This is a genomic window from Salinispora goodfellowii (assembly GCF_059570675.1).
Map to the genome: position 1 here is coordinate 1 of NZ_JCANTD010000002.1, position 22726 is coordinate 22726.

A 22726-nucleotide genomic window follows, 5' to 3' on the forward strand; every position below is an offset into this window, starting at 1 on the left:
ATCAACGACATCACCCCGGTACTGAACACCGAGACCGGCCGCGACGTGTACCGCAGCGTCGAGATCTCCACCCCCGAGGCCGACGACAAGCAGACCGACACCCTGCGCGAGGACATCATCCGCACCGTCGACGACGGCCGCGCCGTCGTGGCCAACATCGCCGGCACCGCCACCGACACCAACGGCGGCAGCCACTCCTTCGCCGGCGGCCACTACATCACCATCAACGGCTACCGCGACGCCGGCGACCAGGTGAAGATCGCCGACTCGGCGAACCCGAACACCGCCGAGTACTGGATCACCACCGAAGCCCTCGGCGACTGGATCGCCACCCGCGGCTACTCCACCAGCTGACCACCAACCAACCGACGAAGGGCCGGCCCCACCCGGGGCCGGCCCTTCGTCGTCGGCTGTCGCTCGACGGATGCGGGCCGAGGGCCGGACCGGTAGTCTGAGCCACCGTGACCGGATACCTGGGCTCCTACGCGACGCTCGGGCTCCTGCTCCTCGCCAGTCTGCTCTTCTTCGTGACGGCCTTCTCGGCCAACCGGGTGTTGCGCCCCGCCCGCCCTGCCGAGCCACCTGGCAAGCGCGCCACCTACGAGTGCGGGCTGGACCCGGTGGGCGGTGACTGGGCCCAGGCCCAGATTCGCTACTACGTGTACGCCTACCTGTACGTGTTGTTCGCGGTCGAGGCGGTGTTTCTCTTCCCCTGGGCCGTGATCTTCAACCGGCGCGGCTACGGGCCGGTCACCGTCGTGGAGATGGGGATCTTCGTGGCGGTGCTGGCGCTGGGCATCCTCTACGCGTGGCGGAAGAACATCCTGCGCTGGACCTGACCGTTCGCCACACCGGGTCGGGACCCACGGTGGCGGTGCGTTACGCCAGGCCGCGCCGGGTGGACTCGGGTGGGCGGTCGCCGCGGATGGTGGCCACCATGTCCAGGACCCGGCGGGTCGCCTGGACCTGGTGCGCCCGGAACACCCGGGCACCCAGCCAGGCGGAGATCGCGGTGGCGGCGAGGGTGCCTTCCAACCGTTCGACGGCTGGTAGGTCCAGGGTCTCGCCGATGAAGTCCTTGTTCGACAGGGCGACCAGCAGCGGCCAGCCGGTCCCGGCGAGTTCGTCGAGGCGGCGGGTGAGCTCCAGGGAGTGGTAGGTGTTCTTGCCGAAGTCGTGGGCCGGGTCGATCAGAATGCCGTCGGGCCGTACCCCCAGCGCCACCGCCCGCTCGGCGAGGCCGGTCACGGTCGCCACCACGTCCGCCAGCACGTCGTCGTAGCCGACCCGGTGCGGCCGGGTACGCGGTGTCAGCCCGCCCGCGTGTGAGCAGACCAGTCCGGCGCCGGTCTCCGCCGCGACCTGAGCCAGCGCTGGGTCGGTGCCGGACCACGTGTCGTTCAGCAGGTCCGCACCGGCGGCCACCGCCGCCACGGCCACCTCGGCCCGCCAGGTGTCGATCGAGATGACCACGTCGGGGAAGGCGGCGCGGACCGCGGCGATGGTGGCCACGGTCCGGCGGATCTCCTCGGCCACGTCGACCTCGGCGCCGGGGCCGGCCTTGACCCCGCCGATGTCGATGATGTCGGCCCCCTCGGCGACCGCGCGCTCCACCGCGCGCAGCGCGCTCTCCTGCCCGAAGGTCGCGCCCCGGTCGAAGAATGAGTCCGGGGTGCGGTTGACGATCGCCATGACTCCGAGCTCGCCTGGGCCGAAGGTGCGTCGGCCGAGCCGCAGTGCGTTCGTCATCCCGCCTCCTGAGGGTGTCGCCGGACCTCCCGGCCGTCCCGACGCTAGCCGGTGACCATCGAGTCGGCCGGACCGGCGGTCGCTTCGCCTGCTCACCGGCGATCCGGGGTGGTGGGGTCGCCCCGCCTCGGTTGACGTGCCACGATTTGGTGCATGGGTCAGGTTCTGCTCCTGCTGGTCGCGGCGCTCACCGTCGCGGCAGTCGTCTTCGGTGTGGCGGTGTTGGTCACTGATCGGGATCCGGGTCTGGTGCCAGCCGAGCCGGACGGGACGGCGGTGCCCCTGCCCGACAACCGCCCGCTGCGGGAGTCCGATGTTGGCCAGGTGCGGTTCGACACCGCGTTGCGTGGGTACCGCATGGCTCAGGTCGACCAGGCGATGCGCCGGGCGGCGTACGACATCGGCTACAAGACGGAGCTGATCGGGGTGCTGGAGGCAGAGGTCACCGCGTTACGAGAAGGGCGCAACGCCGATGCGGAGACGCTGCTGCGCGCCCGCCGGCAGGCCGCCGGAGCGCACTCCGGGGCCGCCGCTGACCCGCCCGATGGCGCAGCGCAGCGGTCCCAACCAGAGACCGGCGAGGCCGCTGACGAGTCGGCGGACGAGGCCCGGCTCGGTGGCGAGGTCAAGCCAGGTTCCGGGGCTGGTTCCGGCGGCGAGGCCCGGTCCGGTTCCGGGGCTCGGTCCGGCGGTGAGAGCACGGCTGAGTCGGCGGATGGCATCCGGCCGGCCGGCGCAGCGGATCCGGCAGCCCGGTCGGAGTCGGTGTGACGGTGGGGGCCGGCGCCGAGGAGCCGGCCACCCCGGACCGCGCTGACCTGCGCGAGGTGGCGCGGCCGGGGGCCGGCGAGGTTACCGCCGCGGTGATCGTCAACGCGTCGGCGGAGCGGGTCTTCGCGGCGCTCGTCTCCTGGGAACGACAGAGCGAATGGATCCCCTTCACCCAGGTTCGGGTGGTCGAGGGGGATGGTGGCGAGGGCAGCCTGGTCGAGGCGGTCACCGCGGTCGGGCCGGCCACACTCCGCGACGAGATGCGGGTGGTCCGGGTGGACGCACCGTACGAGGTGCGTGTGGTCCACTGCGGGAAGCTACTGCGCGGCCCCGGCGTGCTGCGGTGCACCCCGTTGGCCGGAGAGCGGACCCAGGTCGTCTGGCACGAGTGGTTCCAGCTGCCGGGCGGGGCCGCCGGACGGGTGGTGTGGCCCTTCCTGTGGCCCGGCTCGAAGGTCGGCCTGACGCGGGCCCTCCGGCGGTTCGGGCGGCGGGTGGAGCAGGGCCGCCTTCCCTGATCCGCCCGGCTGGCCACGGCCGGGCGTGGTCGGTATGTCGGTGGGGTGCCTTAGCGTTGACGCGTGACTGACCTTGTGACCGGTGCTGACGGTTCGCCGCGCTGCGCCTGGGGGGCGGGCACGCCCGACTACGTCGTCTACCACGACACCGAGTGGGGCCGTCCGCTGCACGGCGATGATGCCCTCTATGAGCGGATGACGCTGGAGGCGTTCCAGTCCGGGCTGTCGTGGCTGACCATCCTGCGGAAGCGGGCCGCGTTTCGGGAGGCGTTCGACGGGTTCCGGATCGAGTCGGTGGCCGCGTTCTCCGCGGCGGACGTCGCCCGGCTGCTCGAGGACAGCGGCATCGTCCGCAACCGGGCCAAGATCGAGGCGGCGATCTCCAACGCGCGGGTCGCGCGGGAACTTCCGGCCGGTCTCTCCGCCCTGCTCTGGTCGTACGCGCCGCCCTCGCGCCGCGCCCGGCCGGCCTCGTTGGCGCAGGTGCCGGCGCTGACCGTGGAGTCCACCACGATGGCGAAGGCGTTGAAGAGGCGGGGCTTCCGGTTCGTCGGCCCGACCACCGCATACGCGCTGATGCAGGCCACCGGCATGGTCGACGACCATCTCGTTGGTTGCCACGTGCCGGCGGGCGGTGCCGACGTGATGGGATGGAGTGCATGACGACGGACACCGCGGACCGGACCGACCGGACACCCCGTGCCGACGGCGCGGACACCTGGGCGGTGCTGCTGCCGCCGGGGCGGTACGAGGCCGAGCGGCTCGTGCACCATGACACGCTCGAGCTGACCGGTGCCGAGGGAACTCGGCCGCGCCTCGGTGACCAGGTCGCGGTGCTTGCCGATGCGCCGTCGAGGCTGGTAGCGCTGGGTCGGGTCACGGACATCGGCGACCTGCGCCCGGCGGGCCCGCCCACGGATCAGGTCGAGCCGCGGCTGGTGATCACGTACACCCGACGGTCCTTCGACACGCCGGTGTCGGCCGATTCCCTGATGGTCGATGGGCCGGTCACACCGCTGGACCCGACGGCCTTCCAGGCACTGGCCGACCAGCTCGGCCCGCCCCCGCCGCGGCAGTCCTGGATGGTCAGTCTCAACCTGCCGATCGAGGCCGTGTCGCCGGCGGAGGCGGTTCGGGAGTTCTGGGCCTACGTGCAGGAACTGGGCCCCGGCGAGCTACCCGCATTCGTCTGGCCGTCCGGTAACGAGCTGGCCATGCAGGCGTTCGTCCTCGGCGAGGAGGCCAACCAGGACCCGGAGGAGGACGACTGACCGGGGGCGGATCCCGGCGCCGTCAGCGGCCCTCGAAGACCGGCTTCTGCTTGGCGACGAAGGCCATGGTGGCGGACCGGTGGTCGGCGGTGGCACCGCAGATCGACTGAGCCTGCGCCTCGGCGGCCAGGGCGTCGGCGAGGGTACCCGCGTCCGCGATGGAGAGCTGTCGTTTGATCGCCCCGTACGCGATGGTCGGGCCAGCCGCCAGCCGGGCGGCCAATTCCTGCGCCGCCGGCAGCACCTCCTCGTCGGTCGCGACCAGCCGGTTGAGCAGGCCGAGCTGGTGAGCCTCCGCCGCCCGTATCGGCTCGGCGAGCATCAGCAGCTCGACGGCCTTGGCGTGGCCGACGAGCCGAGGCAGCGTCCACGAGGCGCCGGTGTCGGCGGCGAGCCCCACCTTGGCGAACGCCATGAGGAAGCTGGTGGCGGGTCCACCGACGCGGATGTCGGCGAGGAAGGCCAGCGAGGCGCCCGCCCCGGCGGCCATGCCGCCCACGGCGGCGACGACGGGTTTGGCCAGCCCCGCCAGCCGGGCGACGATCGGGTTGTAGTGCGTTCCGACGGTGTCCAGCGGGTTGCCCTCGCTCGACTCCAGCGTCCGCACGTGCTCGCGCAGATCCTGACCGGCACTGAACGAACCGCCCGCCCCGGCCAGCACCACCGCTCGGCAGCTCCGGTCGCTCTCCAGCTCGGCCAGGGCGTCCCGGAGCGCCTCCTTCAGTGCCATGTCGAAGGCGTTCATGGCCGCGGGGCGGTTCAGGGTGAGGGTTACGACAGCGTCGGTGCGGTCGATGAGGAGTGGCTCGGTCATGGTGTCAACTGACCCTTCTGTCCAATGATGCGGCTACCCGGCGTCGAGACATGCCTCGACGTAGCGGTCGGCGGCCGGCCGCAGCCGGGCCGCGTGGCGGTCGAAGAAGCTGCCGGCGGCGGTGCCCGGCCAGCGCTCGGGGAGCAGCGCCAGCGGCAGCTGTGGATCCCGGAACAGGAACGTGCGCCAGGCGTGTACGAGTCGGAACCGGGCGGCGTACGCCTCCTCGTCGGGACTGCGTACGGTGACTCGGGCGAGCAGCGTCCGTTGTTCGGCGACGAACTGCTCGTATGCCCGGCCGATCTCGGCCAGGTCCCAGGCGCGGCGGACGATGCCCATCGCCCCCGGAGTGCCGGCGGCGTGCGCGGCGGTGAACCGCTCGTAGCGCACCCCCGCCTCGTCTAGGAGCAGGTCCACGCCCTCCCCCGGTCGGGTGGCCACCCACGTGCACTCGTCAAGCGTGCCGTAGCCGAGGAAGCTCAGGTTCGCGGCGAGGCGCTGCCGTTCCCGGCGGGCGGCCGGTGCCGCCAGGACGAGCAGGTCGAAGCGCCCGTCCCAGCCAGTTTTGCCGGTGCGGTAGATCCGCGTGGCCGCCTCGTCCAACCGGCGTGCGGCTTTCGGCGTGATCGCGTAACCCGGTCCGGTGACCATCCGGAGGGGTTCGAGCCAGCCTTGGCGCACCATCCGGGAGACCGCCGTTCGTACTGCTGGCGGTGCGATGCCCAGGGGTGCCAGCAGCTTGACCAGAGCGGCGACCTGTGCGCGGCCGCCTCGGGGCCGGAGGTGGTCACCGTACAGGTCGAAGAGTGCTGACCGTGCCTGCATGACCGCACATTGTGACAGGCATTCTCGGGATAAGCTAGGTTCTGTTACATCAATACCGCCTCGGTTTGGGTCCGGCGGTGTTCATCAGGGAAAATCGTTGGTCGACACCCCGGTGAAGGTTGCGGGTGGTCGTGGCGAAGTGGCTGTGGGGCAACCCACCGACCCTGGTTCAGGTCTGAGGGGAGACAACATGGCGGCGATGAAGCCGCGGACGGGCGACGGTCCGCTGGAAGTCACCAAGGAGGGCCGGGGCATCGTCATGCGAGTCCCGCTGGAGGGCGGTGGCCGGCTCGTCGTCGAGATGACTCCGGACGAGGCCAACGCGCTCGGTGACGCGTTGAGGGCGGCTGCCGGCTGAGTACGGACCGTCCGCGCCTCGCGTGGACGGTCCGTCCGCCTCCTGATCCACCGGCGTTCGCTCGCCGGTGGTCGTAGGTGTGCTGAAACGGGACGGCCGGACGGTGGCCATCCGGGACTCCGGGCGGCCACCTTTGGTCGTGACCCACCGCCCCGGCAGCCGCCTGCGGAATTTTTCCCTGCTCTGCGGAGGTCACTCCGCAGGCTCTTCCTGGAAGGTACGGCGTCGCGTGCTCGCCATCCGTCTAATCGCCGAGTCTGAGCGACTCGATGTCCTGGCCCTGCCCGTCCGACCCGCCGGCGAGGCGGAACGGTCAGCTCAGCCGGTGCCCGTCGCGGCGGCCCTGCCGGCCGGGGTCGCTGACGAACTCGCCGCGCTGCTGCCGGCCGCCCGGCTGGGCGGCGAGCCGGGCCAGACCTGGACCCAGATTCGCCCCGAACGGGTGCCGGCCCGCCTGCGCCCGTTCGGTATCGGGGCCGGGGACGAGGCCGCCTGGCGGACGGCCGGGGCCGCCCTCGCCCGGGCGGCGGCCGACGCGGAGCACGTCACGCTCCCGCTACCGACGGCTGTCACCCCAGCAGCCGTACGGGGGCTGGTGGAGGGGTTGCTGCTGGCCTCGTACCGGTTCCGGCTCGGCGCCGACGAGGCCACACCCGCCCTGGCCGCGGTCGACCTGGTGGTGCCGGATCCAGCGGAGTACGCCGACGTGGTCGCGGGCGCCCGTACCACCGCGGAGATGACCCGACTCGCCCGCGACCTGGTGAACATGCCCTCGTCGGTGAAGAACCCGGAATGGTTCGCCGGGCAGGTGGCCGACGCCGCGGCCGACCTCCCCGACCTGCACCTGCGGGTCCGGGAACCGGATGAACTGGCCGCCGAGGGCTTCGGCGGGATCGTCGCGGTGGGCAGCGGCTCCGCCAACGGTCCCCGGCTGGTCGAGCTGGACTGGCGGCCGGCCGGCGCGCGGATGCACGTCGTGCTGGTCGGCAAGGGGATCACCTTCGACACCGGGGGAATCTCGATCAAACCCCGGGCCGGCATGAAGCTCATGCGCAAGGACATGGCCGGCGCGGCGGCGGTGGTGGCGGCCACGCTGGGGGCGGCCCTGCGGCGGCTGCCGGTCCGGGTCACCACGCTCGCCCCGCTCGCCGAGAACATGGTCAGCGGCGCCGCGTTCCGGCCAGGCGACATCATCCGCCACTACGGTGGCGTGACCAGCGAGACCACCAACTCCGACGCCGAGGGCCGGCTGGTCCTCGCCGATGCGCTCGCCTACGCCGTACGGGAACACCAGCCCGACCTGGTCGTCGACCTGGCCACGCTGACCGGTGCGAACGCGGTGGCGCTGGGCAAGCGCACCGGCGCCCTGTACAGCGAGAACGACCGTCTCGCCGGGGACCTGTTGGCGGCGGTCGACGCAGCCGGTGAAGCGGCGTGGCGGATGCCGCTGCCGACCGACTACGTCGACTACCTCAGCAGCGAACTCGCCGATCTCTACAGCGCGCCGAGCCAGGGTGCCGGGTCGGTGGTGGCGGCACTCTACCTGCGCGAGTTCCTCGGCGAGCTGCGGGACCGGTGGGTGCATGTCGACATGTCGGCGCCGTCCTGGTCGGAAGGGGCGGACGCGGAGTTGACCCCGGGCGCCACTGGCTGGGGCGTCCGTTCGCTCCTGCGCTGGCTGGACACGCTCGGCTGACGCTGGTCGATCCGATCCGGGCGTCCGGATGCCTAGCTGCGCACCGCGGTGAGTAGCCCGTGGCCGACCGGGAGCAGAGCGGGAATCCAGTACTCGGACTCCCGGATCGCCTTGATCGTCTCCCGGGTGGTCACCGTCTCCACGTCCCGGGCGGCCGGGTCGGCGATCCGGCCGTCGGCCAGGGCGCCGTTGAGGGCGAGTACTCCACCCGGTCGGAGTAGCCGGTGGGCGGCCTCCACGCAGGTGGCGAAGCCGGTCGCTTCGGTGTCAACGAACACCAGGTCGTACGCGCCGTCGGCGAGGCGTGGCAGCACGTCCAGCGCCCGGCCGGTAATGATCCGGCTCCGCCCGGAGGGGAAACCGGCCTCGGTGAAGATCCGGCGGGCGATGCGCTGATGCTCGATCTCACCGTCGATCGTGGTCAGTACCCCGTCGGGGCGCATGCCGCGCAGCAGCCAGACACCGCTGACGCCGGTGCCGGTGCCGATCTCCACCACCGCGCGGGCGCTGCCCGCGGCGGCCAGCAGCCGCAGGGCGGCACCCGCACCGGGGGTCACCACCTCGAGCCCGACCTCGTGGGCGAGCGCGCGGGCGGTGCGCAGTACGAGATCCTCGGTCACGTACGACTCGGCGAGTTGCAGAGCCTGGGCCGAAGAGCCGGAATTGGCGACCGTGGCGATGGGGCACCTCCGGACGGCGTTCGGGTCAGAGCGGGCACCGGGTGCTGCGGCAGCAGGTCGGAACGCGCCCTTCAGGGGTGAGTGGGGCACTGTGAGCCTAGAGGCGATGTGCACGGGGCGCAGCCGCGCATCCCACGCATCGACGATCACGTTGGGTAGCCATGACTCCACCCGCGGCTTCCGTGCAATCCTGGAGGCGGTGTCCGTACGAGTGCGCCGGTCGAGCGTGGTTGGCACGGATGGGCCCAGGACGAGTGGGAGGCAGCGACGTGACCGACGGCTGGGACTGGCGCCAGCCCGGGACGGGTGCCACAGCGGCGGGCTCGTCGCCGGCCCCTCCTTCGCCGGGCGGCCCGGGTTCGCCCTGGTGGTCTGACGCGTTGGCCGACCCGTGGCGGGATCCGACGGCACCGGCGGTGGTGGTCGTGCCCGCCGCGCCAGTTCCCGGCACCGAGCCGGAGCCGGTCACCGACCCGGATTCGGCCCGTCCCAGACTGCGGCACCTGCTGATCATTCCGTTGGTATCGGCCCTGCTCGCCGGTGCGCTGGGAGGCGCGCTCGGTTACGCGTTCGCGATCCGGGGCGATACCGCCCCGGTCCTCGGTGGCGCCCCGATCCAGCCGCCGGAGCTGGCCCAGCGCCGGCCGGAGTCGCTCGCCGGGGTGGCCGAGCGGGTGCTGCCGAGCGTGGTCACGGTTCGGGTGGCGGGGCCCGCCGGGACGAGCGAGGGTTCCGGCTTCATCGCCACCACCGACGGCTACGTGATTACCAACGACCATGTGGTGGCGGGCGCGACCGGGCCGGCCACGGTGGTCTTCAATGACGGAAGCTCTGCCCCGGCCACCCTGGTCGGTCAGGATCCGGAGTCGGACGTCGCGGTCATCAAGGTCACGAAGGAAGGGCTCCGCCCGGTGGCGTTCGGTGACTCGGAAGCGCTCGCGGTCGGCGATCCGGTGTTGGCCATCGGGTCGCCGCTCTCCCTCGCCAACACGGTCACCGCCGGCATCATCAGCGCGCTCGACCGGACGATGCAGGCGGACGAGCCGGGCGGCCCCACCCGCTACTACGCGGCGATCCAGACCGACGCGGCGGTCAACCACGGCAACTCCGGCGGCCCCCTGGTGGACGGTGCCGGCCGGGTGATCGGGGTCAACTCCACGATTAAGTCGCTGGTGGCCGAGGGGCAGGAGGCCGGCAACATCGGGCTTGCCTTCGCGATTCCAATCAACCAGGCCAAGCGGATCAGCCAGGACATCATCGGCACCGGCAAGGCCCGTCGTACGGTGATCGGCGCCCAGGTGGGCGGCGGGGGCGGGGTGGGGGTGCGGTTGGTCTCGGTGGAGCCGTCCGGCCCGGCGGCCAGTGCCGGGCTGCGGGCGAATGACGTGATCGTCACGCTCAACAGGCGGCCGACGAACGAGCCGACGGACCTGATCGCCCTGGTCCGTAAGTTCGCACCCGGGTCCGTGGTGGTGGTGGAGTACCGGCGTGGCACGTCGCGGCGGAACGCCTCGGTGACCCTGGTCGCGGATGTGAAGTGAACCGCTCGGCCCCCTGCCGAGCTAGCCTGTGACGTGCGTACGCTTGCGCTGGGGCCGAAGGGAGGATCGTGCGGTGTTCGACAACCTGAACTGGTGGGAGATCGGTGCGCTGTTGCTCCTGGCGCTGCTGATCTTCGGTGACCGGCTGCCCGCGGTCATCAGCGACGGTCTGCGGATGGTGCGTAACCTGCGCCGGATGGCGACCAACGCCACCACTGACCTGAGTCGGGAACTGGGCACCGACATCCAGCTCCAGGACCTGCATCCGAAGGCGTTCGTTCGCAAGCACCTGCTCAGCGAGGAGGATGAGGCGGCGATTCGGAAGCCGCTGCAGGGGGTCTACGACAACCTGCGGGCCGATGTCACCAGCGTGCGCGAGGAGCTGAAGGACGTCGCCACCGCCGTTGACCCAGCCAGCCGCCCGGCCCAGGCGACCGGCGGTACCTCGCCCGCGCCCACTCCTCGGGTCAGCTACGACGACGCGACCTGACCGACGACGCGACCTGACCGACGACGCGACCTGACCGACGACGCGACCTGACCGACGACGGCGCTACCAGCGACGACGGCGCGGTGCAGGGCCGGCGCGACCAGCTGTTGACAACGCGACCTGACTGACGCCTGGCCGAGCCGGGTTGTGCGGCCGAACTACGGTGCCGTGGCATGACTAGCATCGACTGTGGATCGACGTCGTCCGTCGGCGCCGACGGCGACAACACGACGACGGCGCAGGGCAGGGAGCTCTCCTGGGACGGGTGCGTCAACGCCCGGGATCTGGGTGGGCTCGGCCGGGTGCGGTGGTCCGGATGGCGGAGCCGAACGGCCTGAGCGCGGCGGGCTGGGCGGCCGCCTGGGCGTACGGGGTTCGCACGGTCGTCGATCTGCGTAACGCCGACGAGTACGGGCAGGACCGCGCGCCCAGACCAGTGGGGATGACGACGGTGCGGGTGCCGCTCGAACCGGTCGGCACACCGTTCTACGACCACTGGGAGAAGATCGACAACCTGGCGTCGCCGCTGTACTACCCGGCGATGCTGGCCGAGCAGTCGGAGCGGGTGACAGCCGCCGTCCGGGCGGTCAGCACCGCCGCACCGGGCTGCGTGCTGTTCCACTGCTCCGGCGGTAAGGACCGGACCGGGCTGCTCGCGCTGGTGCTGCTTACCTTGGCGGCGGCGACGCCGGAGGAGATCGTCGCCGACTACCTGCTCTCCTACGAGCGCATGCGGCAGCGCTACGCCGAGCTCGGTCACCGCGACCAACTCGTCGCGGTGACCGAATTGCTGGCGACTCGGAACACCACCGTTGAGGCGTCGCTGAGCTCGACAGTCGCCGCCCTGGCGATGCCCGAGTACCTCGTCGAGAAGGGCCTCTCCGGGGCCGAGATCAGCAACCTGCGGGCCCGCCTGACCGGCTGACCGGCGGGCCCAGCAAGAGGTCTGGGGAAGTGTGGCTCGACCAGGTCGAGCTAGTTGCCGGCCGGCTTGAGGCCCAGCGGTTTACCGAGCAACGACTCGCGTCGTACCGCGAGCCGGTCGGCGACCTGGCCCAGCGCCGCGGCGGCGGGGGAGGTCGGCTCGGCGAGTACGACCGGGTTGCCCTCGTCGCCGGCCTCGCGGACCCGGGTGTCGAGCGGGACCTGACCGAGTAGCGGCACCTGCGCACCGACGGCCTTCGTCAACGAATCGGCGACCGTCTGGCCGCCGCCGGACCCGAAAACCTCCATCCGGGTGCCGTCCGGCAGCTCCAGCCACGACATGTTCTCGATGACACCGACCACCCGCTGGTGGGTCTGCAACGCGATCGCGCCGGCCCGCTCCGCCACCTCGGCGGCGGCGGTCTGCGGCGTGGTGACCACCAGGATCTCGGCGTTGGGCAGCAGCTGGGCCAGCGAGATCGCCACGTCTCCGGTGCCCGGGGGCAGGTCGAGCAGGAGCACGTCCAGGTCGCCCCAGTACACGTCGGCGAGGAACTGCTGTAGGGCCCGGTGCAGCATCGGGCCGCGCCACACCACGGCGGCGTTGCCGGGGGTGAACATCCCGATCGAGATGACCTTCACCCCGTGCGACTCGGGCGGCATGATCATGTCCTCGACGCGGGTGGGTCGCCCCTCGGTCCCGAGCATCCGCGGCACCGAGTGGCCGTAGATGTCCGCGTCAACCACCCCGACGGCGAGTCCCCGGGCGGCCAGCGCCGCCGCCAGGTTGACCGTCACGCTGGACTTGCCGACGCCGCCCTTGCCGCTGGCCACCGCGTACACCCGGGTCCGGGAGCCGGGCTGGGCGAACGGAATCACCGGCTCCTGGTCGGTGCCGCCGCCGCGGAGCTTGGTCTGGAGTTCCTTGCGCTGCTCGGGGCTCATCACGCCGAACTCGATCTCCACCCCGGTCACCCCCGGCACCGCGCCCACGGCGGCCGTGATGTCCGAGCGCAGCTTCTCCTTCAACGGGCAGCCGGCGACGGTGAGTAGCAGCTCAACCTGAACCACGCCGTCGTCGCCGATCGCCGCGGAGCGGACCATGCCCAACTCCGTGATGGGACGGCGGATCTCCGGGTCGTTGACAGTGGCCAGGGCGGCCTGAATCGCGTCGGAGACGGTATTGGCGGGTGCAGACATGACGGCAATGCTACGTCGGCGACGAGGTGGCGCCGTCCTGGGTGGCAGCGACGATGGTCACCTGCTCCCGGCACCGGTGTGGCCGTCGCCGGCCGGGTCGGTCTCCACCTCATCCCGGGGTTCGTCGAGCCCGTACCCGTCAACCGGCCGTCCCGGGGCCCGGTGTTGCCGGCGCAGCCGGCGCTGGGCGGCATCGTCCAGTTCCTCGGCGAGCCGGGCCAGCTCGGTGCGGAGGAAGTCGCGGGTGGCGACCTCACCCATCGCGTTCCGGAGCGCGGCGATCTCCCGGGCCAGGTACTCGGTGTCGGCCTTCTGGGCGGTTGCCCGACGCCGGTCCTCCTCCAGCGCCAGCCGGTCCCGGTCCGCCTGGCGGTTCTGGGCGAGCAGGATCAGCGGCGCCGCGTAGCTCGCCTGCAAGGACAACATCAGGGTCAGGAACGTGAAGGTGTACGGGTCGAATCGAAAATGCGTGGGGGCGAGCGTGTTCCAGCTGAACCAGGCGGCGATCACCACCGTCATGTAGACGATGAAGTGGGCGGTGCCCATCTTCCGGGCGATCGCCTCCGACCAGCGGCCGAATGCCTCCGGGTCGAACCGGGGCAGCTGGACGCGCCGGACCTCGCGTGGCTGGTCCAACCGCTCCGGCCGCCGCCGCTCAACCATCCGTGCCGTCCGACGACTCGCCGGTGCCGACCGGGGTGGACGGCCGTGCGTCCCGGTCCCGCCAGTCCCGAGGCAGCAGGTGGTCCAGCACGTCGTCCACGGTGACCGCGCCCACCAACCGGCTGCTGCGGTCGATCACCGGCATGGCGACCAGGTCGTAGGTGGCCATCCGGCGGGTGATCTCAGGTAGCGGGGTGACCGGCCGCAGCGGGTCGATGTCGTTGACCACCACCCCGCCCAACAAGTCGGCCGGCGGCTCCCGCAGCAGCCGTTGGAAGTGCACGATTCCGAGGTAGCGGCCGGTCGGTGTGGTCATCGGCGCCCGGGTGACGAAGACCTGGGCGGCTACCGCGGGGGAGAGCTGGGGCTCGCGGATTCGGGCCAGCGCCTCGGCGACCGTGGCGTCCGGGGGCAGAATCACCGGCTCGGAGGTCATCACCGAGCCGGCCGTGCCCGGCGTGTACTTGAGGAGCTGGCGTACGGGGTCGGCCTCGTCCGGTTCCATCAGGTCGAGCAGGACATCCTGCTCCGGTGGCGGTAACGCGCCGAGCAGGTCGGCGGCGTCGTCCGGGTCCATCTGCTCCAGTACGTCCGCGGCCCGCTCCCGGTCCAGTGCGGCCAGGACCTCCACCTGGTCGTGCTCCGGCAATTCGCTGAGTACGTTGGCCAGCCGTTCGTCGTCGAAGGCGGCAGCGATCTCGTTGCGCCGCTCGTCGGGCAGGTCCTGCAGGGCGTTCGCCAGGTCCGCGGGGCGCATCTCCTCCAGGACCGCCAGCAGGTTGGCGGTGCCCCGGTTGTCGGCGATCCCGCTCAACCCGCGAACCCGGTCCCACTCGAGCTGGCGCAGGTTGCCGCGGCGGGTGAGCCGGCCGGTGTGCTCGCGGACCGCGACTCGCGCCAACGTCCACTCGTCGCGGGTCGCCTCCATGGCGACATCCACCACGACCCCGGACGTCCCGTCCGGGTGGCTCTGCACCCGGCGGTCGAGCAGTTCCTGGAGGACGAGCAGCTCGTTCGGGCGCTTCTCGAACCGGCGCAGGTTGAGGGTGCCGGTGCCGAGAACCACGGCCTCCGAATCGATCGAGGTGATTCGGTTGATCGAGAGGAAGATCCGCCGCCGCATCGGCATCTCGGCGACCAGGCCGACCACCTCCGGCGGGTGCTTCGTGGCCCGTAGCCGAGCTACCGCGTCGCGGACCCGGCCCACCTGGTCGCCGTTGGGGTCGTAGACGGCGACACCGGCGAGCCGGGCGAGGTAGACCCGGGTCGGCGTACTCACGCAGACCAGCCTAGGCGCCTACTGTCTATCAGCATGTCGACCCTGGATTACGAGATCGTGGACGTCTTCACCGATCGCCCTTTCGCCGGTAACCCGCTGGCGGTGGTGTTTGATGCCCACGGGTTGGCCACGGAGCAGATGCAGGCACTCGCACTGGAGTTCAACCTCTCCGAGACGGTGTTCGTGCTCCCACCCACCCGGGCCGACGCCACCTATCAGGTGCGGATCTTCACCCCGGCTGCCGAGTTGCCGTTCGCCGGTCATCCGAGTGTTGGCGCGGCGGTCACCGCCAGCCGACGTGGTCTCTTCGCCGCCGGCTTGGTGCGGCAGGAGTGCGGCGTGGGGGTGCTGCCGATCGAGGTGGATGCGACCGGCGCGACGCTGACCGGCGGTACGCCGACGCTCGGCCCCGAGCTGGATCCGGGACCGCTGCTGGAACTGGTTGGCCTCACCGCGGTTGACCGGGCCGGGCCGGCGCCCCGAGTGGCCGGCTGCGGTCTGGAGTTTCCGTACCTGCCGGTGCATCGGGACGAGGTGCCCCGCGCCCAGCTGAATCCGGGGGCCGCGCAGCGGTACGGCGTGGAGCACGTCGCGGTCTTCTCCTGGGATGCCGAGTCGCGGACCGCGCACACCCGGGTCTTCGTTCCCGGGCTGGGCGGGCCGGAGGATCCGGCGACCGGGTCGGCCGCTTTGGGGCTGGGGGTGTGGTTGGTGGCCAGTGGGTTGTTACCTGGTGCTGGTCGGACCGGCTACGCCGTTCGCCAGGGCAGCGAGATCAGCCGGCCATCCACGCTGGCCTGTACGGTTACCGCGGCCGATGGGGCCGCCATCGGTGCCACCGTCGCCGGCCGGGTGGTGCCGGTGGCCCGGGGCGAGATTGTGATCCCGCCGTTCGTCGGCTGAGCGGCGCGGGCGGTGGGGACCGCTGCCGCGACGGCGGACCGGAGCGGCGTCAACCCCGACCGTGGGTGCGGACCGGCGGTCGGTGCGGGAGGATGCGGGGGTGAGTGACGCGGTACGACGCAGCAACCTGCTGGTTGACGAGGCGCTGAAGAAGGCGGCCATCGCCTGGGTCGGCGTCGCCGACGCCCCGGCATCCGCGCTCTGGTGTGTGCCCCTGGCTGGCGCGCTTCTGGTGGTCAGCGGGCCGGGGGAGCAGTCCGCTCCCGGGCTCGCCGATGCGAGGCGGGCGGAGGTCACGCTGCGGGGCGATCACGGCGGCCGGATCGTCACCTGGCCGGCGGAGGTGACCCGGGTCCTGCCCGACACCGAAGACTGGGAGACCAGCGCACCGCTGGTTGCGGCGAAGCGGTTGAACGCACCAGGTTCGGCTGCCGACCTCGTGGCCCGCTGGGCGACGGTCGGTTGCGCGCTCAACCGCCTCGTTCCCGCTGGCGATCCGCTGGCCGGCCCGGAACTCCCCACCGGTTCGCTGGCCCAGCCACCCCGCCCGGCAGCGGTGGTGCGGGCCGCCCGTAAGCCGTTCCGGCTGCACCGCGTCCGCCGGCGCTGACCTCGGCCGGCTGGTGCTGCGGAGCGCCGGCGGGCCCAGGCGCCGGCAGGCGGCCTGGTGCGGCTCCCCTCGGCGGTGCCCAGGGCGCCGGTGGCGAGCACCGCCTGGAACCTGGGCAGGGGGCCCTTCGGCGGTGAAGGGTTGGCGGTGCGTCCCGGACGATCGTAATCGGATGCTGATCGAGCCCGCTTCGGATACGTGGGACTATTGCTCTTTGTGTCCGCCCTGCCGTACCGGCTGCCGTCGGAGCCGTTGACCGGCGGCGCGCTCGTCCTCGCCGTGCTCGCCGTGTCGTCCTCCGCGCCGCTGGTGGCCTTCGCCGCCGCCCCGGCCCTGGCGGTCGCCTTCTGGCGCAACCTGCTCTCGACCGCGGTGCTCGGTCCGGCCACTCTGCTCCTTCGGCGGGCCGAGCTGCGGGCGTTGGCCGCTCCGGCCGGACGACGCGCCGGCCGGCTCTGTGTCTTCTCCGGTTTCGCGCTCGCCGCGCACTTCGCCACCTGGATGCCGAGCGCCAAGCTCACCACGGTGGCGGCGGCCACCGCGCTGGTCGCCACCCAACCCGTCTGGCAGGGGCTGATCGCGCAGGCCCAGGGGCGGCGACTGCCGAGGGCGGTGTGGATCGGCGTCGGCGTGGCGGTCGCTGGCGCGGCATTGGCCACCGGAGCCGACTTCGCGCTCTCCGGGCCGGCCTTCCTCGGTGATCTGCTCGCAATTCTCGGCGGAATGTTCGCCGCGGTCTACACGGCCTTGGGGGAGCAGGCCCGTCGAACGGTGAGTACCACCACGTACACCACCGTCTGCTATGGCGTCTGCGCTCTGGTCCTGCTTGCGGTCTGTTGGATTGGTGGGGTGCGGCTATCCGGCTTCGACACCCGTACCTGGCTCGCGGTGCTGGCCCTGGTGGCTGGTGCCCAGCTGCTCGGTCATTCGATGTTCACCTACGCGCTGCGCCGGGTCTCGGCCACCACGGTCAGTCTGCTGATTTTGTTGGAGGCGCCGGGTGCGGCGCTGATCGGCTGGGTCTGGCTGGGCCAGCTGCCACAGCCGTTGGCGTTGCCGGGCCTGGCGTTGCTGCTGGTGGGCGTCGCGGTGGTGATCCACAGCAGTGCGCGGGGTCATCGCGCCTGACCCTCCCCGGATCCCTGGCTCCCGTCGATGTCGACGGCCTTCGCGCTGGTTTCCCAGAGCTGAGTAGCCGATTCCGGATTAGTTGCCCTCTGTGCTGGTTGGCGGAGCCGTAGATCCTGGTAGTACCCGCCGCTGTGGAGCCGTTCCGGAGCCTGGTTGGCGAGCCAGATCAGGGTCTCGGCCCCCTTTTCCGCACGGCGGGCCGGCATCAGCCGCATGGCGAAGGTGATCAGCCGGCTGTCACCGCCGAACCGGGTCCGCACCACGCCCGGGTGGAAGCAGTACGTCGGCAGGTCCGGCCAGCGGCGGGCCGCCTCCGTGGTGAACAGGATATTCGCCTGTTTGCTGGTGCCGTAGGCGTTCATCGCGCGGTACCGGCGCAGCGGCTGGTTGAGATCGTTCGGGTTGAGTGACCCGCTGCGGTGGGCGCCGGACGCGGTCACCACGACCCGGCCGAGTCGATCCCGCAGGAGGTTGGTCAACAGGAACGGTGCGAGATGGTTGGTCTGAATCGACAGCTCGTAGCCGTCAACGGTGGTGGTCGGCGCGAGCACGATCCCCCCAGCGTTGTTGGCCAGCACGTCGATCCGGTCGTACGCGGCGCGCAGCCGCTCGGCCAGGGCACGGACATCGTCGAGGCGGGCGAAATCCGCGCGGAACACCTCCGGCAGTTCGCCAGCAGCCTCCCGGAGCTGCTCGGCGGCGGCGTGGAGGCGGGCCGAGTCGCGCCCGACGAGTACCACCTGGTCGCCGCGGCAGGCCAGGTCAACGGCGGCGGCGAGGCCGATGCCGGAGCTGGCTCCGGTCACCACCACCAGTCGACGCCCAGTGAGATCTTCCACAGGTTCGTTCACCCCAGTCACGGCCCGAGGTTACCGTGACGTCCCCATTACTTTGGCATCGTCAAGCCGCCTGCTTGGATCGCCAAGTCCAGATACGTCTGCATGGTTGAGGTGGCGCCGGCCTGTCGCCGGACGCTGGAAGGAGCGCTTACATGACCGCTGTCGGTCGCCCCCGTCGGTCCTGCCTCGCGGTACCGGGTTCCAGCGTCAAGATGCTGGGGAAGGCGCAGGGCCTCCCCGCCGACCAGGTCTTCCTCGATCTGGAGGACGCGGTCGCGCCGCTCGCGAAGCCGGACGCGCGGAAGAACATCATCGCCGCCCTCAACGAGGGCGACTGGACCGGCAAGACCCGGGTGGTCCGGGTGAACGATCTGACCACCCCATGGACCTACCGGGACGTCATCGATGTGGTCGAGGGCGCCGGCGCCAACCTGGACTGCGTCATGCTGCCGAAGGTGCAGGACGCCGGCCAGGTGCAGTGGCTGGACCTCACCCTCACCCAGGTGGAGAAGACCCTCGGCCTCCAGGTCGGGCGGATCGGTATCGAGGCGCAGATCGAGAACGCGGCCGGCCTGGTGAACGTTGATGCGATCGCCGCGGCGTCGCCTCGGGTGGAGACCATCGTCTTCGGCCCCGCCGACTTCATGGCATCGATCAATATGAAGTCGCTGGCGGTCGGGGCGCTGATCCCGGACTACCCGGGCGATCCCTACCACTACATTCTGATGCGCATCCTGATGGCCGCCCGGATGCATGACAAGCAGGCGATCGACGGCCCGTTCCTGCAGATCCGGGATGTTGATGGGTTCCGCGACGTGGCCAAGCGCTCGGCCGCGCTCGGCTTCGACGGCAAGTGGGTGCTGCACCCGGGCCAGTTGGAGGCCGCAAACGAGGTCTACTCGCCAGCTCAGGACGACTACGACCACGCCGAGCTGATCCTCGACGCCTACCAGCACTACACCTCCGAGGCTGGCGGGAAGCTCGGTGCGGTGATGCTCGGCGAGGAGATGATTGACGAGGCGTCGCGCAAGATGGCGTTGGTCGTCGCGGCGAAGGGCCGAGCGGCCGGGATGGCTCGTACCTCTTCCTTCACCCCGCCCGCGCAGTAGCCGGCCGGCGGTCGGGGCGGTCAGCCGCTTCCGGCCCGCCGGGCTTGGCCCCGGTTTCTCGGGGGCGGCCCGTTGCGGCTGGGTGGGCTCAGCCGGTGCTCGCGGGTTCGGTGGCGACAGGGACGAGCACCACCACGGAGAAGACGATCAGGAGTGTTGCCAGGCCGGTGAGGATCCAGCCGACGATGATCGCGGCCTTCGCCAGGCCCTCGCCGCTCTCGCCGGTTTCCCGGATCTGCTTCTGCGCGACGTGGCCGAGGATCGCCCAGACCGGCGCGGTGATGCAGGACGTCAGCCCGAACAGCGACAACACCAGGGCGGCGACGGCCAGACTGTTCGGCTGCGGCCGGGGGCAGCCGTAGCCCGGGTACGCGCCCGGCGGGTTGACGTTCGGTGGGTAGCTGGCCGGCGGGTAGGCGCCCGGGTAGTTCTGCTCTCCGTTTGGGTAATGGTGAGCCGCCAGCGTAGTCAGCCGAATGAAGTTCGGGACATTGCCACCGCGCCGCGTTGCTCGGGCCGGGGCAAACGGGCAGGATTCTGACATGGCGATTGACGCGAGTGCCGGGAGCCGACCGAAACGAGACGCGAGTCGTCGCGGTGTGGCCCGCCGTAGCCGGGCGACGGGCGGCAGCGGGGCCGGGCCCGGCGGGCAGGACGAGCAGGTACCCCTGCCGGAGCCGGTCACCATGCGGCTGGACGGGCGGGTGGCGTTGGTGACCGGAGCCGGCAGCCCGGACGGGATCGGGTACGCGACCGCGCGTCGCCTCGCCGACCTGGGCGCGCGGGTCGCCATCGTCTCCACCACTCGCCGCATCCACGAGCGGGCCGGCGAGCTGGGGGTCACCGGATTCGTGGCTGACCTTACCGATGAGTCGGAGGTCGGTGCGTTGGCGGATGCGGTCACCGAGCAACTCGGTGACGTGGAGGTGTTGGTCAACAACGCGGGCTTGGCGAGTCGGGCGAGCCCGGAGGTGCTGCGGCCGGTCGCCCAGCTCAGCTACGAGGAGTGGCGCGGTGAGATCGATCGCAACCTGACCACGGCCTTCCTGTGTAGCCGGGCGTTCATCGGCGGGATGGCCGAGCGGGGTTGGGGCCGGATCGTGAGCCTGGCGGCGACTGCCGGCCCGGTCAACGCCTTGCCAACGGAGGCCGCCTACGCGGCGGCCAAGGCGGGAGTCGTCGGGCTGACCCGGGCGTTGGCGATGGAGATGATTGCGGACGGGGTGACCGTCAACGCGGTGGCCCCGGGGACCATCCACACCGCCGCATCAACGATGGCCGAACTCAAACAAGGACTGGGCACGCCGGTGGGTCGGCCGGGCACGCCGGACGAGGTGGCGGCGTCCATCGCGTTCCTCTGCTCGCCGGCTGCCTCCTACATCACCGGTCAGATGCTGGTCGTGGACGGCGGCAACAGCGTGCGCGAGGCGCAGTTCCGCTGACCCAGGGCGCTCACCACCCCGGTCGCCACGCCCCCGGGCCTGGGCGTTTCGATTCAGTACGTGCCGCTCTCGTTGCCGCCGATGGCGGCCAGGACCGCCCAGCCGCAGCAGGCCAACAGGCCGAGCGCGGTGAAGATGTAGCTGAGGATCAGGCCCGCGGTGGCGAGTTGGCCACCGGACTCGCCGCTGGTGCGCAGCTGCCGGCGGGCCAGGTGGCCGAGGACGATGCCAGCGGGTGCGAAGACGAAGGCGAAGACCAGGCAGAGGATGGCCAGGACGTTCGTCGCCGAGCTTCTGGGCGGACCATAGAGCTGGTGCTGCTGCCCCCATTGTGGCTGTTGCGCCCACGGTTGTTGCTGTTGTTCCCATTGTTGCTGTTGTTCCCACTGCTGCTGTCCCCACTGGGGCGGGCCGCCCTGCGCCGCACCGTGCTCCGGCTGGTTCGGGTCTGCTCGGTGCGAGGGGGGCGGCTCCGGGCCGGCGGTGGGCTGTTCCCAGGGGGACGCGGGCCGGTCGGGATCCGGTGGATCGGGCGACGATGGCTGGCTCACGGTTTTCTCCTCCTGCCGAGGTCCCTATGGCCGGACGCTACCCCGGCTGGTGAAACTTTTCACAGCGGTTGGGGGGACCGGTCGCCTTGGCGGCACCGCCCGCGCCGCCGATACTGGCCGAGCATTTGGTTACCCCCGAGTAGCACAACGACCCGGAGGCGGATATGGCGCGACTCGCCCAGACACCCGGCCTGACCGACGTGCAACAGTCGATTCTGGAAACCGTCCGGGAGTTCGCGAACAAGGAGATCATCCCGCACGCGCAGCGGTTGGAGCACGCCGACGAGTACCCGGCCGACATCCTGGACGGGATGCGTGAGATGGGGCTGTTCGGCCTGACCATCGGTGAGGAGTACGGCGGGCTGGGCGAGTCGCTGCTGACCTACGCGTTGGTGGTGGAGGAGCTGTCCCGTGGCTGGATGTCGATCTCCGGCATCGTTAACACCCACTTCATCGTGGCGTACCTGATCTCTCAGCACGGCTCGGTCGACCAGCGGGCCCGGTTGCTGCCGAAGATGGCGACCGGCGAGGTACGTGGGGCCTTCTCGATGTCCGAGCCGGAGTGCGGCTCCGACGTCTCGGCGATCACCTCGCGAGCGGTCCGGGACGGCGCGGACTACGTCCTCAACGGCCAGAAGATGTGGCTGACCAACGGGGCGTACGCGTCGGTGGTCGCCACCTTGGTCAAGACCGACACCGGCGCCGATTCGGTGTACGGGAACATGAGCACCTTCCTGCTGGAGAAGGAGCCGGGCTTTGGTGAGACCGCTCCGGGCCTCACCATCCCCGGCAAGATCGACAAGATGGGCTACAAGGGGGTCGAGACCACCGAGATGGTTCTCGACGGCGTGACCGTCCCCGAGTCCGCGGTGCTCGGTGGAGCGGAACAGGTCGGTCGCGGTTTCTACCAGATGATGGACGGGATCGAGGTGGGCCGGGTGAACGTGGCGGCCCGGGCCTGCGGCATCTCGATCCGCGCCTTCGAGCTGGCCGCCGCGTACGCGCAGCAGCGCCGTACCTTCGGCCAGCCGCTCGCCACCCACCAGGCCATCGCGTTCAAGCTGGCCGAGATGGGGACGAAGATCGAGGCCGCACACGCGTTGATGGTCAACGCCGCCCGGCTCAAGGACGCCGGACAGCGCAACGATGTCGAGGCCGGCATGGCCAAGCTACTCGCCTCCGAGTACTGCGCGGAGGTGGTCCAGGAGGCGTTCCGTATCCACGGTGGCTACGGCTACTCCAAGGAGTACGAGATCGAGCGCCTGATGCGGGAGGCCCCGTTCCTGCTCATCGGGGAGGGCACCTCGGAGATCCAGAAGACCATCATCTCTCGTGGTCTGCTCAAGGAGTACCGGCTCTGAG

Annotated in this window: 25 protein-coding genes and 2 pseudogenes; 17 read left to right on the plus strand and 10 right to left on the minus strand. The window is 71.1% G+C overall.

Features of this window, described 5'->3' with window-relative positions; genetic code table 11:
* Together T398_RS02405 and ndhC are read left to right on the plus strand one after the other, a co-directional pair.
* Positions 1-354, plus strand: a 354-nt coding sequence (locus tag T398_RS02405) for a C39 family peptidase (protein WP_496444096.1), incomplete at its 5' end; no start/stop codon positions are given.
* A gap of 107 nt (positions 355-461) precedes the next feature.
* Complete coding sequence (gene ndhC, locus T398_RS02410) at positions 462-839, plus strand: NADH-quinone oxidoreductase subunit A (protein ID WP_496444098.1); 378 nt, start codon at positions 462-464, stop codon at positions 837-839.
* Between the two features lie 40 nt (positions 840-879).
* Here ndhC and folP read toward each other — a convergent pair whose 3' ends face one another.
* A complete protein-coding gene (folP, locus tag T398_RS02415) occupies positions 880-1749 on the minus strand; it encodes a dihydropteroate synthase (protein WP_496444100.1) in 870 nt (289 codons plus the stop codon).
* A 153-nt stretch (positions 1750-1902) separates the two neighbouring features.
* On the opposite strand from folP, the gene T398_RS02420 reads away from it, so the two are divergent.
* The 4 genes from T398_RS02420 (at position 1903) to T398_RS02435 (ending at position 4309) form a co-directional block, all read left to right on the plus strand.
* Positions 1903-2520, plus strand: a complete 618-nt coding sequence (locus tag T398_RS02420) for a DivIVA domain-containing protein (RefSeq protein WP_496444102.1) — start codon at positions 1903-1905, stop codon at positions 2518-2520.
* A complete protein-coding gene (locus T398_RS02425) occupies positions 2517-3038 on the plus strand; it encodes an SRPBCC family protein (protein ID WP_496444104.1) in 522 nt (173 codons plus the stop codon). Before T398_RS02420 ends, T398_RS02425 begins: the two co-directional genes overlap by 4 nt.
* 63 nt (positions 3039-3101) lie before the next feature.
* On the plus strand, positions 3102-3701 hold the full coding sequence (locus T398_RS02430) for a DNA-3-methyladenine glycosylase I (RefSeq protein ID WP_496444106.1): 600 nt from the start codon (positions 3102-3104) through the stop codon (positions 3699-3701).
* On the plus strand, positions 3698-4309 hold the full coding sequence (locus T398_RS02435; RefSeq protein ID WP_496444108.1) for a hypothetical protein: 612 nt from the start codon (positions 3698-3700) through the stop codon (positions 4307-4309). The genes T398_RS02430 and T398_RS02435 overlap by 4 nt, the downstream gene beginning before the upstream one ends.
* 22 nt (positions 4310-4331) lie before the next feature.
* Here T398_RS02435 and T398_RS02440 read toward each other — a convergent pair whose 3' ends face one another.
* On the minus strand, positions 4332-5123 hold the full coding sequence (locus T398_RS02440) for an enoyl-CoA hydratase-related protein (protein WP_496444110.1): 792 nt from the start codon (positions 5121-5123) through the stop codon (positions 4332-4334).
* A pseudogene (locus T398_RS02445) lies at positions 5120-5948 on the minus strand (PaaX family transcriptional regulator). The gene T398_RS02440 and the pseudogene T398_RS02445 overlap by 4 nt, the downstream one beginning before the upstream one ends.
* 190 nt (positions 5949-6138) lie before the next feature.
* Between T398_RS02445 and T398_RS02450 the strand changes: the two are divergent.
* Both T398_RS02450 and T398_RS02455 read left to right on the plus strand, forming a co-directional pair.
* Entirely contained in the window at positions 6139-6306 is a 168-nt protein-coding gene (locus tag T398_RS02450; RefSeq protein WP_011904620.1) for a DUF3117 domain-containing protein, read from the plus strand.
* A 229-nt stretch (positions 6307-6535) separates the two neighbouring features.
* Positions 6536-8002, plus strand: a complete 1467-nt coding sequence (locus T398_RS02455) for a leucyl aminopeptidase family protein (RefSeq protein ID WP_496444112.1) — start codon at positions 6536-6538, stop codon at positions 8000-8002.
* 32 nt (positions 8003-8034) lie between these two features.
* Here the strand turns inward: T398_RS02455 and T398_RS02460 are convergent, their stop codons facing one another.
* Positions 8035-8622: an O-methyltransferase gene (locus T398_RS02460; RefSeq protein ID WP_496444114.1), complete on the minus strand. Its 588-nt coding sequence runs from the start codon at positions 8620-8622 to the stop codon at positions 8035-8037.
* 329 nt (positions 8623-8951) lie between these two features.
* Between T398_RS02460 and T398_RS02465 the strand changes: the two genes are divergently transcribed.
* The 3 genes and pseudogenes from T398_RS02465 to T398_RS02475 all read left to right on the plus strand — a co-directional run bounded on the left by T398_RS02465 (position 8952) and on the right by T398_RS02475 (position 11638).
* Positions 8952-10223 (plus strand): S1C family serine protease, encoded by a 1272-nt coding sequence (locus tag T398_RS02465; RefSeq protein ID WP_496444116.1) that lies wholly within the window; start codon positions 8952-8954, stop codon positions 10221-10223.
* A 73-nt stretch (positions 10224-10296) separates the two neighbouring features.
* Positions 10297-10713, plus strand: a complete 417-nt coding sequence (locus T398_RS02470; protein ID WP_496444118.1) for a twin-arginine translocase TatA/TatE family subunit — start codon at positions 10297-10299, stop codon at positions 10711-10713.
* Positions 10714-10886: 173 nt separating this feature from the next.
* Positions 10887-11638: pseudogene (locus T398_RS02475) on the plus strand (tyrosine-protein phosphatase).
* 50 nt (positions 11639-11688) lie between these two features.
* Here the strand turns inward: T398_RS02475 and T398_RS02480 are convergent.
* From T398_RS02480 to T398_RS02490, 3 genes are read right to left on the minus strand one after another with little or no spacing between them, the layout of a single operon-like run.
* Positions 11689-12837: an Mrp/NBP35 family ATP-binding protein gene (locus T398_RS02480; protein ID WP_496444120.1), complete on the minus strand. Its 1149-nt coding sequence runs from the start codon at positions 12835-12837 to the stop codon at positions 11689-11691.
* 57 nt (positions 12838-12894) lie between these two features.
* Complete coding sequence (locus T398_RS02485) at positions 12895-13500, minus strand: DUF1003 domain-containing protein (protein ID WP_496444122.1); 606 nt, start codon at positions 13498-13500, stop codon at positions 12895-12897.
* Positions 13493-14779, minus strand: coding sequence for a magnesium transporter MgtE N-terminal domain-containing protein (locus T398_RS02490; RefSeq protein ID WP_496444124.1), 1287 nt, complete (start codon positions 14777-14779; stop codon positions 13493-13495). The genes T398_RS02485 and T398_RS02490 overlap by 8 nt, the downstream gene beginning before the upstream one ends.
* Before the next feature lie 33 nt (positions 14780-14812).
* On the opposite strand from T398_RS02490, the gene T398_RS02495 reads away from it, so the two are divergent.
* From T398_RS02495 to T398_RS02505, 3 genes are all read left to right on the plus strand, one after another.
* Entirely contained in the window at positions 14813-15682 is an 870-nt protein-coding gene (locus T398_RS02495) for a PhzF family phenazine biosynthesis protein (RefSeq protein WP_496444126.1), read from the plus strand.
* Between the two features lie 100 nt (positions 15683-15782).
* The gene (locus T398_RS02500) at positions 15783-16292 is read left to right on the plus strand and encodes a hypothetical protein (protein WP_496444128.1); all 510 of its coding nucleotides are present in this window, start codon (positions 15783-15785) and stop codon (positions 16290-16292) included.
* 216 nt (positions 16293-16508) lie between these two features.
* Entirely contained in the window at positions 16509-17420 is a 912-nt protein-coding gene (locus T398_RS02505) for a DMT family transporter (RefSeq protein WP_496444130.1), read from the plus strand.
* Here T398_RS02505 and T398_RS02510 read toward each other — a convergent pair.
* Positions 17408-18262, minus strand: coding sequence for an SDR family NAD(P)-dependent oxidoreductase (locus tag T398_RS02510; RefSeq protein WP_496444132.1), 855 nt, complete (start codon positions 18260-18262; stop codon positions 17408-17410). The two genes, T398_RS02505 and T398_RS02510, sit on opposite strands and share 13 nt — an antisense overlap.
* A gap of 152 nt (positions 18263-18414) precedes the next feature.
* Here T398_RS02510 and T398_RS02515 point away from each other — a divergent pair, with 152 nt between their 5' ends.
* Entirely contained in the window at positions 18415-19371 is a 957-nt protein-coding gene (locus T398_RS02515; RefSeq protein WP_496444134.1) for an HpcH/HpaI aldolase/citrate lyase family protein, read from the plus strand.
* Positions 19372-19459: 88 nt separating this feature from the next.
* Here the strand turns inward: T398_RS02515 and T398_RS02520 are convergent, their stop codons facing one another.
* A complete protein-coding gene (locus T398_RS02520) occupies positions 19460-19915 on the minus strand; it encodes a DUF4190 domain-containing protein (RefSeq protein ID WP_496444136.1) in 456 nt (151 codons plus the stop codon).
* Between T398_RS02520 and T398_RS02525 the strand changes: the two genes are divergently transcribed.
* Positions 19914-20813, plus strand: coding sequence for an SDR family NAD(P)-dependent oxidoreductase (locus T398_RS02525; protein WP_496444138.1), 900 nt, complete (start codon positions 19914-19916; stop codon positions 20811-20813). The genes T398_RS02520 and T398_RS02525 overlap by 2 nt on opposite strands.
* A gap of 53 nt (positions 20814-20866) precedes the next feature.
* Here T398_RS02525 and T398_RS02530 read toward each other — a convergent pair whose 3' ends face one another.
* Positions 20867-21364 (minus strand): DUF4190 domain-containing protein, encoded by a 498-nt coding sequence (locus T398_RS02530; protein ID WP_496444140.1) that lies wholly within the window; start codon positions 21362-21364, stop codon positions 20867-20869.
* 164 nt (positions 21365-21528) lie between these two features.
* Here T398_RS02530 and T398_RS02535 point away from each other — a divergent pair, with 164 nt between their 5' ends.
* On the plus strand, positions 21529-22725 hold the full coding sequence (locus T398_RS02535; protein ID WP_496444142.1) for an acyl-CoA dehydrogenase family protein: 1197 nt from the start codon (positions 21529-21531) through the stop codon (positions 22723-22725).
* The last annotated feature ends 1 nt before the right edge of the window (position 22726 follow it).

Excerpts from the sequence above, each read along its gene's own strand:
- folP (WP_496444100.1), bottom strand. The coding sequence starts at position 1,749 with ATGACGAACGCACTGCGGCTCGGCCGACGCACCTTCGGCCCAGGCGAG.
- T398_RS02420 (WP_496444102.1), top strand. The coding sequence starts at position 1,903 with ATGGGTCAGGTTCTGCTCCTGCTGGTCGCGGCGCTCACCGTCGCGGCA.
- T398_RS02435 (WP_496444108.1), top strand. The coding sequence starts at position 3,698 with ATGACGACGGACACCGCGGACCGGACCGACCGGACACCCCGTGCCGAC.
- T398_RS02440 (WP_496444110.1), bottom strand. The coding sequence starts at position 5,123 with ATGACCGAGCCACTCCTCATCGACCGCACCGACGCTGTCGTAACCCTC.
- T398_RS02450 (WP_011904620.1), top strand. The coding sequence starts at position 6,139 with ATGGCGGCGATGAAGCCGCGGACGGGCGACGGTCCGCTGGAAGTCACC.
- T398_RS02480 (WP_496444120.1), bottom strand. The coding sequence starts at position 12,837 with ATGTCTGCACCCGCCAATACCGTCTCCGACGCGATTCAGGCCGCCCTG.
- T398_RS02485 (WP_496444122.1), bottom strand. The coding sequence starts at position 13,500 with ATGGTTGAGCGGCGGCGGCCGGAGCGGTTGGACCAGCCACGCGAGGTC.
- T398_RS02495 (WP_496444126.1), top strand. The coding sequence starts at position 14,813 with ATGTCGACCCTGGATTACGAGATCGTGGACGTCTTCACCGATCGCCCT.
- T398_RS02515 (WP_496444134.1), top strand. The coding sequence starts at position 18,415 with ATGACCGCTGTCGGTCGCCCCCGTCGGTCCTGCCTCGCGGTACCGGGT.
- T398_RS02525 (WP_496444138.1), top strand. The coding sequence starts at position 19,914 with ATGGCGATTGACGCGAGTGCCGGGAGCCGACCGAAACGAGACGCGAGT.
- T398_RS02520 (WP_496444136.1), bottom strand. The coding sequence starts at position 19,915 with ATGTCAGAATCCTGCCCGTTTGCCCCGGCCCGAGCAACGCGGCGCGGT.
- T398_RS02535 (WP_496444142.1), top strand. The coding sequence starts at position 21,529 with ATGGCGCGACTCGCCCAGACACCCGGCCTGACCGACGTGCAACAGTCG.